The following is a 12,195-nucleotide window of genomic DNA, read 5'->3' as shown; positions in this document are numbered from 1 at the left end:
ACTCAAAGCCGCATTACTGCGGTTTGGGATAGAACGGTCCACGCGACAGCTGCGAGCCGGAAATCGCAAGGGAAGTGGCCTTACGGGCGTACCCTTTGGTGTAGCTCGCCGCCGTCCCCTCCCCCTGATACATGCGCGAACGCACGGTATCGGGCACCACCGAGGACTGCTGCTTGATTTTCGCCATTACCTTCTGTTCACCCCCACTGGCCCGTCCGCCAGTCCAGGCGTTGAGTGCTGAGATGCTCATGATCTCATTCCTACTTTACTGAGGCCTTCGGCCATCCGTCTGTTTTTATTATGGGTGACGGACGAAGCGCCATTGATAGGCCTTTTCCCTATCCCCTCTATCGGCGACGCGCTTGAACGGCTTGAGAACTTTTTTTGCAATCCTGCGATTTTTTTTGCCGGGGATCACGCCGCCTGCTGCAAACTGTAGAGCAGTTCGATCTCCTGGGGCCAGATGGTCTCATCGATGGTCTCCAGCACCATGGGCACGCCATCCAACCGCGCGTCGTTCATTATCAGGCGAAACGCCTCCATCCCCAGCTTACCTTCGCCGATGCTGTGGTGGCGGTCCACCCGTGCGCCCAAGTCGGGCTTGCTGTCGTTGATGTGCATCCCCATCAGGTATTGGAACCCGATCAGGCGGTCGAATTCGTCCATGGTCTGGGCGTAGGCCTCGGCGGTGCGCAGATCATAGCCGGCGGTAAAGGTGTGGCAGGTGTCCAGGCACACCCCGACCCGGCTTTTATCCTCTACGCCGTCGATGATGGCGGCGATCTGCTCAAACCGATGCCCCAGGTTGGAGCCCTGCCCGGCGGTGTTTTCGATCACCGCTTTGACCCCCTCCACCTCCGCCAGCGCGGTGTTGAGGCTGGCGACGATATTGTCGATGCACTCCTGCTCGCTGATTTTGCGCAGATGACTGCCGGGATGGAAATTGAGCCGATCCAATCCCAACTGGGCGCAGCGGCTCATCTCGTCGATGAAGGCGGTGAGCGACTTCTCCCGCGCCTCGGGCTCCGGGTGCCCCAGATTGATCAGATAGCTGTCGTGGGCCAGCACATGCTCCGGGGCGAAGCCGCCATCGGCCAGATTCTGCTTGAAGGCGTCGATCTCCGCCTGCTCGTAGGGTTTGGCCGTCCACTGACGCTGATTCTTGGTGAACAGGGCGAACGCCTTGGCGCCGATTTTGGTCGCGTTCAGCGGGGCGTTGCGCACGCCGCCGGAGGCGCTCACGTGAGCTCCGATATACTTCATGGATCAATCCTGCTTTGGGTTGGGGTCTGCAACATCGTCGTCGACAGCGGGTCCGTCAGAAGCCTCGTCAACGGAGCCGTCGGCGCGTTTGCCGGTGATGTCGGCGCGCTGCGCCAGGTCCGCTTCCAGCGCCTCCCAGTCGCCCATATTGTCGTCGCCCGCCATCCAGTCGATGACGTCATCCGGCGTCGCCGACGGCGCCGCCGGGCGCGCAGGGGCGTTCTGTTTGGCGCGGGCGCGGCGTTCACGCAGCCTGGCCAATTGGCTATTGGGTTCGGACCACTGATCCAATGTATTGGCCAGATTCGCCAAGGCGTCAGAGAGTTGCGGTTTGTCGTCGTCGGAATCGGTTGCGGACATGAGAGGCGATGGCAAGGATGGCGCGATGCGGGAGTTTGGCCATCATGCTAGCGCAGCAGGCTGTGGGGAGCAATGCGCCGGCTGGTCCGCGTCGGGCGGACGCAGACGATGAATATCGAATTAAGCGCGGATAAACAGCGAGATGATAAACAGAATGGTAAAAATGGCCACGCTCACCACCAAGCCGGAGCTGGAGTCGTTTTTGACCACTTCCACCCGCTTTTCCAACTGCCCCTGATGCTTGTTGGCGCGCACCAGGGATTCGGAGACGTCCTTGAGGTTGCGGTTGAGCTTATCCCACTCTTCGGGGTTGGCCGCGCCTTGGGAGCCCATCTCCTCGAGCTTGGTTTTCAGCTCGACGATCTCCTCTTCGATGGCCGTGAATCGCTTGTCGAACTCGACCACGAACTTCAGGAGCATCTCTTTTTGTTCTTTATCGGACATCTGCCCACACCTTCACGCATCTCTCGGCGTCAAAACCGACGGCCCCACGCCGCGCTTCGGACCGGCCAAAGTCTGTTGCGCCGTACAGTCTCCGACGCCTGCTAGAGCGTCATGGAGGCGCGCAATTCACGCACCACAGCGACACGCTTCTGACGCAACGCTTCGCCTACGGCCTTGCCTTGCACGCCGCGCGCCAAAATCTCAGAAACATCAATCGCCAGACAGGCTGATAATGCTTTTCGGAAAAATTCACCCGCAACATAAGGCGTTTGTGTCCCACTCTCGCCCCGCCCCCGCGCATCGGCCTCGCAGCAGAGGGTAAACAGGATGAATCGTTCCGGTTTGCGCAGGGCGTCACAACTGTCGAGCAAATCCACCACCGTGCCGGGCCGCAGCTCGGCGCAGCGATGCCCCAACAGATGCCAGCGTACGGTCAGACGCGCCAGATCGCGATACGCCGTGGGCGCGCGCAGCCGCTCACACACCGCCTCGGCCAACGGCACGCCGCTGATCTCATGCCCCCGATGGGAGGGCAGCAACTCGGGCGGCGTCAGCCCCTTGCCCAGATCATGCACCAGCACCGCAAAGCGCGCCACCGGGTCGGGCGTGAGCGCACAGATGCTCTTCAGCGCCAACAGCGTATGGGTCCAGGCGTCCCCTTCTGGGTGGTATTTGGGCGGCTGCGTCTGACCTTGCAGCGCCAGCAACTCCGGCAGCCAATGGTCCAGCCCGCCGACGCGGGCGAGAAGTTCGATACCCGCCGCCGGATCCACCGCCTCCAACGTCAGTTGCAGCTCCCGCCACACCCGCTCCGGGCTCAGATGCGCCAGTTCGCCAGAGGCCGCCAATTCGCCACACAGCGCCTCTGTGGCCGGGTCCACGGCAAACCCCAGGTCGGCGAACCGCGCCAGAAATCGCCCCAGCCGGAACAGCCGCAGCGGATCCTCCGCAAACGCATCGGAGACGTGGCGCAGACGCCGCGCCTGGATGTCCTGCGCGCCGCCATAGGGGTCGATAAGGCTCCCATCAGCATCCAGCGCCATGGCGTTGATGGTCAGATCGCGCCGCGCCAGATCCTCCTCCAGCGTCACCTCGGGGCCGAATTCGGTCTCAAACCCCGTATACCCCGGCCCACTCTTGCGCTCGCGCCGCGCCAGGGCGCACTCCTCGCCGCTGTGGGGGTGCAGAAACACCGGAAACGCCGCCCCCACTTGCTTAAAGCCACGATCCAGCAGCATCTGTGGCGTGGCGCCGACGATCAGCCAGTCGCGATCCTTCACCGGCCGCCCCAACAGCGCGTCGCGCACGGCGCCGCCCACCGCATAGCGGGTCAGTCCAGCAAACAGGGGATCGGGCGCAAAAGGGGTCATACGGTCACAAACGGCGCAGAGAACGGAAACGGCAAAGCCCGTCCTGGGACGGGCTCTGCGCACTGCCTATGGATCAGCCCGCTCAGGAGAACGGGTTGGTCCGAATCAAGGTTTCATTACGGTCGGGACCGGTGGAGAGAATCGCCACTGGTGCGCCCAGCAGCCGCTCAACATTGGCGATGTAGTTGCGCGCGGCCTCGGGCAGATCCGCCATATCTTTACACCCCACGGTGGATTCCGACCAGCCGGGGAACTCTTCGTAGATGGGCTTGCAGCGCGCCAGCTCTTCGATGTCGCCGGGCATGTAATCGATGGTCTCGCCGTCCAGGTCGTAGGCCACACACACCTTAATGGTCTGCATGCCGTCGAGCACGTCCAGCTTGGTCAGGGCGATGCCGTCCATGCCGCTCATGCGCGCGGAGTGGCGCACCACCACCGCATCCAGCCAGCCGCAGCGGCGCGGACGCCCGGTGGTTGCGCCGAACTCATGCCCCTTCTCGCCCAGATGCTTGCCGTCTTCGTCAAACAGCTCGGTGGGGAACGGACCGCCGCCCACGCGAGTGGTGTAGGCCTTACAGATGGCCATCACGTAGTCGATGCGCTTGGGACCGACGCCGGTGCCGGCGCAGGCGTTGGCCGAGCCGGTGACGCTGGAGGTCACATAGGGGTAGGTGCCGTGATCCACGTCCAAAAGCGCGCCCTGGGCGCCCTCGAAAAGCACCTGTTTGCCGGAGTCGATCTGGTCGTTGAGCCAGGGACCGGTGTCGGTGACGTACTGACGCAGACGCTCGGCCTGGCCCAGCAACTCTTCGCGCACGGTTTTGAAGTCGAACGACTCAAAACCTTCGTAGTAGTTGGCCATCAGGAAGTTGACGAACTCCAGGTTCTCCTGGAGTTTGGCGTCGAACAGTTCGCGATTGTACAGATCGCCCAGACGGATGCCGCGGCGGCCCACTTTATCTTCATAGGCCGGACCGATGCCGCGGCCGGTGGTGCCGATCTTACCACCCGCGCGCTTGGATTCGCGCGCCGCGTCCAGCGCCTTGTGGTAGGGCATGATCAGATGCATGCGGTTGGAGAGCTTGAGGCTGTCGCCGGTCACCGGCACGCCCAGGGCCAACAGTTCATCGATCTCCTGGATGAACACGCCCGGATCCAGCACCACGCCGTTGCCGATCATGCTCACTTTGCCTTCGCGCAGAATGCCCGAGGGGATCAGGTGCAGCACGTACTTGACGCCGTCCACCACCAGGGTGTGCCCGGCGTTGTTGCCGCCCTGAAAGCGCGCCACCACATCGGCCTGTTCGGTGAGCAGATCGACGATCTTGCCCTTGCCCTCATCGCCCCACTGGGCGCCCACGATCACGACGTTGGCCATATTGCCTTCCCACGCGGCGCGCCGCGTTTCGCGTCACGCCCCTTCCATTTGGTGTTTGTCGAAAACGCCGCGCCCCGCCTCGGCCGCGGCCAAAACTCGGATTATTGATCAAGCGCGGGCGCGCTTCAATGGGAATTCGCCCCGCCCCGCCCTACTCACCGGACTCAAAGCGCGCCTGCGGTAGAATCTCAAACAGTTGTTGCAGATCAACCGGCCCATAGAGGTAGATCTCCTGGGCGCCGCCGCCGCTGACGATGATGCGGGTGCGGTTGGGTTGGGCGACGATCTTGATGCGCAGCGCGCCGCGCCCGCCGCGCCCATCGATGGGCCCAGGATGCGGCTTATACCCCGCCTTGCGCAGCAGCGCCACCACCTTCTCGGCGTTGGGAATCAGCGAGGTGTGACGGGTGCGCGTCGTGGCCATGGCTGCGAATCAAACGCCGCTTACGCCACCGCGTAGGCTTCGATCACCTGACGGGTGACGGCGGCGTCCACATCACTGCTGATCATGGCCGAACCGATGCCGCGCATGAGCACAAAGCGCATCACCCCCGCCTCCACCTTCTTATCGCGGCTCATGGCGTCCATATACGCCTCCACCGCATGTTTGGGCGCGTGCAGCGGCAGCCCGGCGCGCTCGACCAGCTCGCGGATGCGCGCCACGTCATTGCCCGGACAGAGCTTGAGCCAGTGGGATAGATCCGCCGCCATCACCATGCCAATGGCCACCGCCTCGCCGTGCAGGATCTCGCCATAACCGGCCAGATTCTCAATGGCGTGACCAAAGGTGTGCCCCAAATTGAGCAGCGCGCGCTGGCCCGCCTCGCGCTCGTCGGCGCTCACCACCTCCGCCTTGATGGCGCAGCAGCGGTGAATCACCTCGGCGACCACGGTGGGCTCCAACGCCAGGAAGGCGTCCAGATCGCGCTCCAAACGGGCGAACAGTTCCGCATCCCAGATGATGCCGTACTTGATCACCTCCGCCAGCCCCGCCAGCAGCTCACGGCGCGGCAGGGTGCGCAGAGTGTCGATGTCGATGGTCACCTTCTTGGGTTGATAGAAGGCGCCGATGAGGTTCTTGCCTAACGGATGGTTGATGCCGGTCTTGCCCCCCACCGAGCTGTCCACTTGCGACAGCAGCGTGGTGGGAACCTGCACGAAATTGACCCCGCGCAGCAGCGAGGCGGCGGCAAAGCCGGAGAGGTCGCCGATCACCCCGCCGCCCAGCGCCACAACCGTGGACGACCGCTCGAAGCGCGCCCCAATCAGCACGTCGAACACCTGATTGAGGGCCTGCCAGCTTTTGCTGGTCTCGCCATCGGGCAGAATGATGGGGGTGACGTCAAACCCGGCGGCGGTCAGGGACGCCTGTGCGCGCTCAAGATAGAGCGGGGCCACCGTCTCGGTGGTGAGCACCGCCATCTGCCGCCCTTTGAGCAGCGGCTTGAGCCCGTCGCCCAGACCGTCCAGCAACCCCTGCCCGATCTCAATGGGGTAGCTGCGCGCGCCCAAATCCACCTGCAAACTGTTCAAAACACCCATGCCTGACTCCTGATGACGCGCCGCTGCGCGCCGAACTGCGCCGCCTTATCGCGCTTGCGGAACCACCCGCCAAGCGCCCTCGCCCGCCGGTTCGCGCCGATAGCCGGTCTGATCCAACAGACGATCCACCCCCTGCAGCGGGGTGACGTCCACCAGTTTGGCGCTCACCGATTGATCCAACCCCGATGGCAGCTTCAGCTCGATTTCGCCGCTGGCGGCCACCAGCTTGAGGGCGTTGGCCAGTTTGGCGCCTTGGAACTCCAGCGTCAGTCGCTGCGCTGCTGCAGGCGCGGCCTGCGCCTTGGCCTGCGCCGCCGCGCGCGCCGTCGCCTGAGGGTCCAGACGCGGCGCCAAGCCGACATCATGCCCCGCCGAGAACAGGGTGATAATCTGTCGCTTGGGGTGGTTGTCGATGCGATAGCCCACATCGGGGCCGGTCACTCGCGCCGCCAGTCGCACGCCGCGATCGGTGGCGGCGATGAGGGCCTCCTCCAGATCCAGCGCCGCCACTGGAAAGCGCGTGGGCGGCAGCGTGCTGCGCAGCCCGGGATAGTCCAACACCAGTTGCGGCGGCTCCCCCACCCGCATCACGCGCGGATCGGGCAAGCGGCCATCGGCGATGAGGTGAATGCGCGCGGCGCGATCCTCGCCATAGGAAACATAGGCGTCCAGCAGCTGCGGAGTTGCGCTGCGCATTGCAGAGGGAGTCGCCGCCACGCGCTCGGCGCGCACGCTCAGATCGCCGTTGCGCTGCGCCAGGGACAAGCGCCAAAGCGAACCACCCTCAATGCGCAGATGCGCGCCATCGGCGCCCTGGGTGCGCAGCAAGCCCGGCGCGGCGTTGCTGGCGGACAGGCTCCCGGTCTGCGCCCAGCGCCCGTGGGGACAGTGCGCCGTCACCACCGCTGGGCGTTCGGAAACCCTCGCCTGACAGGCGCTCTTGGCGCTGCCTTTGAGCCGCCAGACCACGCCATCACTGCGCGCCTGTCGCTCCAGCGTCAGCAGCGCCCCATCGGTCGCGGCGGCGGCGGGGGATTGCGCGTGCGCCGCCCCGCCGACAAACAGAGTGACGCTCAACGCCACAACGACTCCCATGATGGAACCCAACATGCGTCCTGCGCTCCCACTTATCACAACGATTTTTCCATGATCCTGAGACAGGATGGGAGTAAACTGAGCTTTTTAGTCAAAAAGATCAAGCCTACCTGGGCGCCGCGCGCTGGACAGGCGGATCATTTGAGCGCCCCGAACCGACGACAGAAGAGTTGTGCGCAAGCCCAAACGCCCATCCGCCAACAGCTATCGCAACCCCCCCGAGAAGAGACGCCCCCGCGCCATGAACGCCGACGCCGCCTCCCGTAGCGATGCGCCCAACGCCCGCCCAAAGGCGCCCAAGCCCCGCAAACGCGGTCGCTGGGGCTGGGTCAAGTGGCTGTTGTTGCTGTTTGTCGTCATCGGCGCGGTGGTCGCCGTGTTTGGCTACAGCCTCTATCTGCGCTATGCGCGCGATCTGCCCACCCTCAACAGCCTGACCGACTATCAGCCCAGCCTGATCACCCGGGTCTACGCCCGTGACTATCAACTGCTGGGCGAATTCTATATCGAACGGCGTCAATTCCTGCCCTTCGAAGACACCCCCAAGAAGCTGCTGGACGCCGTCCTCGCCATTGAGGATTCGCGCTACTATTCACGCCCCAAACTGGGCATCGATCCGCTGGGCATCGCCCGCGCCTTCGTCACCAACCTCAAGGCCGGGCGCATTGTGCAGGGCGGCTCCACCCTCACCCAGCAGGTAGCCAAAACCTTCCTCCTCTCCAGCGACAAAACCTACGTGCGCAAGCTCAAGGAGGCGATCCTCTCCTACCGCCTGGAGCAGCAGTTGGGCAAGGATGACATCCTTGAGCTCTACATCAACCAGATCTATCTGGGCGCGGGCGCCTATGGCGTGGCGTCGGCTTCACGGCTCTATTTTGACCGCGACGTCTCCGAATTGAATATGGGGCAGATCGCCCTGTTGGCGGGTCTACCCAAAGCGCCCAGCCACTACGATCCCTGGCGCCACCCGGAAGCCGCGCGCAAGCGCCAGGGGGTAGTCCTGGATCGCATGGCGGAGCTCCAGCTCATCACCGCCGCCGAGGCGCAGAAGTGGAAACAGGAGCCGCTGGGACTGGCGCGTCCGAAGCCGCCCCTGGAACAGGTGGCGCCGCACTATCTGGAGCATGTGCGCCGCAAGCTGCAGGAGGAGTGGGGCTCCCGCCGCCTCTATCGCGGCGGCCTGGACGTCTACACCTCGCTGGACCCGGTCAAGCAGCGCGCGGCGCAAGCGGCGGTCAAACAGGGCTTGCTGGAGTATAACGACCGCCATGGCTATCGCGGCCCGCTGGAGGAGCTGGGTGGCGCGCCCACCGCCGCAGCCCAGGCCAAATGGCGCGAATCCGTGGCGGAAGAGCCGCGCTCGCCCTCCGGCTATTACAAGGCGCTCACGCTGTCGGTAAGCGGCGGCGCCAAGGGCGCGGCCAAACTGCTGCTGGCCGACGGCAAAACCGTGGCGCTGGGCCTGCCTGGAGTCAAATGGGCGCGAGAGCAGCGCACCGAAAAACGCTACCTGGGCCCCACCATCAAACGCGTGTCGCAAGTGCTGAAAGCGGGGGATGTGGTGTTGCTGGATATTGAGCGCCGCATCGCGCCGCCAGCCCCGCGCAAAAAGGGCGACGTCGCCCCCGCACAGCCGAACGAGCCCAAGGTTGACGAAATCATCACCCTAGCCCAAGAGCCCGACGCCGAGGCCGCATTGGTCAGCCTCGACCCCCACACCGGTCAGGTGCTGGCCATGGTGGGCGGCTACGACTTCGCCATCAGCGAGTTCAACCGCGCCACCCAGGGCCGCCGCCTGCCTGGTTCGTCGTTCAAGCCCATTGTCTACGCCACCGCCATGGCCAATGGCTACAACCCCACCAGTCGGGTTGATGACAGCCCCATGCCGGTGCCCTATCGCGACCCGCTCACCGGCGAGACCAAAATCTGGAAGGCGGAGAACTACGAGCGCGTCTTCTATGGCCCCACCACCCTGCGCGTGGCGCTGGAGCACTCGCGCAACCTGGTCACCATTCGCCTGCTCAAGCAGCTGGGCATCGATCAGGTGGTGGCCATGGCCGACCGCTTCGGCCTGACCATCCCCGAAGGCCAACAGGAGCTCTCCCTGGCGCTGGGCACCATCGGCTTCTCGCCGCTGCAGATGGCCAGCGCCTATGCGGTGTTCGCCAATGGCGGCAAGTTGGTCAAACCGGTCTACATCGCCCGCGTGCAGGATCCGCTGGGCCGCACCGTCTACCGCCATGGCGGCGGCGACTGCCTGTTGTGCCATCAGGAGCCGCGCAGCGACGCCCCCGCCGACCTGCTGCACAGCGCCTTTGCCGCCTCCCAACCTGCGGCGGAGCCGCCTGAAGAGGGCGATGACGACCCCTCCACCGACGAAGACGTGAAAAACGCTTCACCGTTTGGCCAGCAGGTGATCTCCTCGGAGGTGGCCTATCAAGTCACCAGCATCCTCAAAGGGGTGATCACCCACGGCACCGGTCGTCGCGCGCGGGTGCTCAATCGCCCCGTGGCGGGCAAAACCGGCACCACCAACGACCTGCGCGACGCCTGGTTCCTGGGCTTTGCCCCCTCCCTGGTCACCGCCGTGTGGGTGGGCCGCGACGACTACAAGCCGCTCGGATACAAAGAGACCGGCTCACGCGCGGCGCTGCCGATCTGGACCGATTACATGAAGTCCGCCCTGGCCGACCAGCCGCGCACCGACTTCCCGGTGCCCGACGGCATCTATTTGGAATCTGTGGATGGCGCCACCGGCGGACCGCTCACCGATCAGACCAAGCGGGTGGTGTTGGAAGCTTTCAAGAAGGGCGATGTGCGCTCTCAGGGCGTGGCGGCGACTCCCGGCGTGCCCAGCTGGGGCGGCAGTGTAACGCCCCACGGCGCGCCGACTCCGGGCGCCTCGGGCTCTGGCGCCGCCACAGGCGGTCATGTGCTGGATCTGGAACCGGGCGTCTACTGATATTTTCAGGCGAATTCAAAATTGCACAGTGGCGATTTTGAAAATGGAAGATATCGAGGGCTTTGCCCTTGAGCACCTTTACTCAGCCAGATTCAGAATTGGACATTGGTGGTTTTTGGACAGGAAAGATATCGAGGGCTTTGCCCTCGAGTTCCCAAGATCAACAGACACACCGTGGGCTCCGCCCACACCCGCTGGGGGCGCGGCCCCCAGACGATTTGGCAGGATTGCCAAATCGGACTCGCGCAGCGAGCCCGAAGGGTGAGGGCCATGGATGGCCCGAATCACCCCGCCGCCGACCAGTCGGCGACCAATAGCCAGCGTAGCCGGGCCTACGTCACGTAAACATTTGGCGCTCTGTACAATTTTGGATTGCGTTGACTCAATATCAGTGCGAGGAATGGCGCAGGGAAACAGGCTGCGCCCTGAAGCGGGCGCGGCAGGATGGGAGGCGCGGCTTACAGCCCCTCTTTTTCAATGCGCTCGATCTCTTCGCGGATCAGCTTTTCGGCCACATCCGGCAGCGCGGCGCGCACCTGTTGGCGGCTCTCATCAGTCAGAATTTCGTTCAGCTTCTGCGCCAGCGCTTCGCGCACGGCGTCTTTGATCTGCTCTTCGCTCATACCCGCTCCTTGCGCGGTGTCTCCCGCGTCCTCTTGATCCACCACCGCCAGACCAAACTGCGCCACTTCGCTCTGTTCCAGCTCCTCCAAGCGATAGTAGACCTCACACAAAAAGGTCTCGCCGCTCTCCAGAGTGAAGTCCTGCGAACAGCAGGCGAATGAGTGGTCGCTGCGCACCGAGTGCCCGGTTCCATCGATGAACACCGGCGGCGTCAGACTGATATGGCCGATGCTCTCCTCCAGCCGCGATTGCAGACCACCGGCGATCATATTGGCCATCTCGGCGTAGGCGTCCTGCATCTCGTCATCCATGCTTTCGCGCTCTTCGCCCAACAGCGCTCCCGCCAGTTCACGGGCGCCGCCATCGGGCGCGGCCAGTCGCATGCTGCCTTTGATGCTGCCGCTATACCCCACCACAGCGCTGAAATCGGCTTTGCGATGGCGTGACTCATCGTCGCTGGGGCCCGGCTCCACGCCGACAAACAGCATGGTTTCGGCGATCTCCTGCACCGCTTCGCGCAGGGGAATCAGAAAACTCTCCGCCGACAACCCCTCACTGGCCATCGACGACCTCAGCACCTTGTGTTGCGGAGTCGGCGTCCGCCGTCACGGCGGCGTCGGCAGTGAGCTGCTGCAGGGAGTCAGGGTGGTAGAAGACATTGACGCAGAAACCATCCCCCTCCAGCGCAAAGGCGTGGTTGACGCACTCGAAAGCGTGGTCGCTGGTGACGGTGTGGTTCTTGCCCCGAATGATCACCGGAGTGGAGAGTTTGATGGAGCCGAATACGCTCTCCAGACGGCTCTGCACGCCGCCGGCGATCATATTGGCCAACTCCGAGTAGGCGTCCTCCATCTCGGCATCGAACGCCTCGCGCTCTTCGCCCAGCAGCGCCGAGGCCAGTTTCAACACGCTGGACTCCGGCCCGGAGAGACTCACCGAGCCGCGCAGACCGCCGCTATACCCCAATATCGCGCTCACATCCACCGGCATTTCGGATTTGCCATGGCTGGACTCCTTGGCTTCGATCTCAAGGAACAGCATGGTCTCGGCGATCTCCTGCACCGCCCCGCGCACCGCATCCAGAAAGGTCTCAGGCATGAGCGCTTCCCATCATTTTAGAGGTTTGGAACGTCTCTCTTGCACAACGGATCGCTTTC

Annotated in this window: 12 protein-coding genes; 1 reads left to right on the top strand and 11 read right to left on the bottom strand. The window is 64.1% G+C overall.

Going from position 1 to position 12,195, the window contains the following annotated elements; translation table 11 throughout:
• Positions 1-13: 13 nt before the first annotated feature.
• The 9 genes from MAIT1_RS06465 to MAIT1_RS06425 form a co-directional block, all read right to left on the bottom strand.
• Complete coding sequence (locus MAIT1_RS06465) at positions 14-250, bottom strand: hypothetical protein (protein ID WP_085441479.1); 237 nt, start codon at positions 248-250, stop codon at positions 14-16.
• Between the two features lie 164 nt (positions 251-414).
• Positions 415-1,263, bottom strand: coding sequence for a deoxyribonuclease IV (gene nfo / locus MAIT1_RS06460; protein ID WP_085441478.1), 849 nt, complete (start codon positions 1,261-1,263; stop codon positions 415-417).
• Between the two features lie 3 nt (positions 1,264-1,266).
• Positions 1,267-1,623, bottom strand: a complete 357-nt coding sequence (locus MAIT1_RS06455; protein ID WP_085441477.1) for a hypothetical protein — start codon at positions 1,621-1,623, stop codon at positions 1,267-1,269.
• 120 nt (positions 1,624-1,743) lie between these two features.
• Positions 1,744-2,067 carry a hypothetical protein gene (locus MAIT1_RS06450; RefSeq protein ID WP_085441476.1) on the bottom strand — a complete coding sequence of 108 codons (324 nt, stop codon included), beginning with the start codon at positions 2,065-2,067 and terminating at the stop codon, positions 1,744-1,746.
• A 101-nt stretch (positions 2,068-2,168) separates the two neighbouring features.
• Positions 2,169-3,437, bottom strand: a complete 1,269-nt coding sequence (locus MAIT1_RS06445) for a multifunctional CCA addition/repair protein (protein ID WP_085441475.1) — start codon at positions 3,435-3,437, stop codon at positions 2,169-2,171.
• 82 nt (positions 3,438-3,519) lie between these two features.
• Positions 3,520-4,815, bottom strand: coding sequence for an adenylosuccinate synthase (locus MAIT1_RS06440; RefSeq protein ID WP_085441474.1), 1,296 nt, complete (start codon positions 4,813-4,815; stop codon positions 3,520-3,522).
• Positions 4,816-4,966: 151 nt separating this feature from the next.
• A complete protein-coding gene (locus MAIT1_RS06435) occupies positions 4,967-5,239 on the bottom strand; it encodes a hypothetical protein (RefSeq protein WP_085441473.1) in 273 nt (90 codons plus the stop codon).
• Between the two features lie 20 nt (positions 5,240-5,259).
• Positions 5,260-6,348, bottom strand: a complete 1,089-nt coding sequence (aroB, locus tag MAIT1_RS06430; protein ID WP_085442009.1) for a 3-dehydroquinate synthase — start codon at positions 6,346-6,348, stop codon at positions 5,260-5,262.
• 54 nt (positions 6,349-6,402) lie between these two features.
• Positions 6,403-7,467: a hypothetical protein gene (locus tag MAIT1_RS06425; RefSeq protein WP_085441472.1), complete on the bottom strand. Its 1,065-nt coding sequence runs from the start codon at positions 7,465-7,467 to the stop codon at positions 6,403-6,405.
• A gap of 157 nt (positions 7,468-7,624) precedes the next feature.
• Between MAIT1_RS06425 and MAIT1_RS06420 the strand changes: the two genes are divergently transcribed.
• Positions 7,625-10,414 carry a penicillin-binding protein 1A gene (locus MAIT1_RS06420; RefSeq protein ID WP_085441471.1) on the top strand — a complete coding sequence of 930 codons (2,790 nt, stop codon included), beginning with the start codon at positions 7,625-7,627 and terminating at the stop codon, positions 10,412-10,414.
• A gap of 458 nt (positions 10,415-10,872) precedes the next feature.
• Here MAIT1_RS06420 and MAIT1_RS06410 read toward each other — a convergent pair whose 3' ends face one another.
• Positions 10,873-11,601 carry a chemotaxis protein CheX gene (locus MAIT1_RS06410; protein ID WP_085441469.1) on the bottom strand — a complete coding sequence of 243 codons (729 nt, stop codon included), beginning with the start codon at positions 11,599-11,601 and terminating at the stop codon, positions 10,873-10,875.
• Positions 11,591-12,136 (bottom strand): chemotaxis protein CheX, encoded by a 546-nt coding sequence (locus MAIT1_RS06405; protein ID WP_085441468.1) that lies wholly within the window; start codon positions 12,134-12,136, stop codon positions 11,591-11,593. The genes MAIT1_RS06410 and MAIT1_RS06405 overlap by 11 nt, the downstream gene beginning before the upstream one ends.
• Positions 12,137-12,195: the final 59 nt, after the last annotated feature.

It is taken from the genome of Magnetofaba australis IT-1 (assembly GCF_002109495.1).
Taxonomy (GTDB): domain Bacteria; phylum Pseudomonadota; class Magnetococcia; order Magnetococcales; family Magnetococcaceae; genus Magnetofaba; species Magnetofaba australis.
The sequence above is the reverse complement of the archived record's forward strand: the minus strand, read 5'-3'. Positions and strand labels throughout refer to the sequence as shown.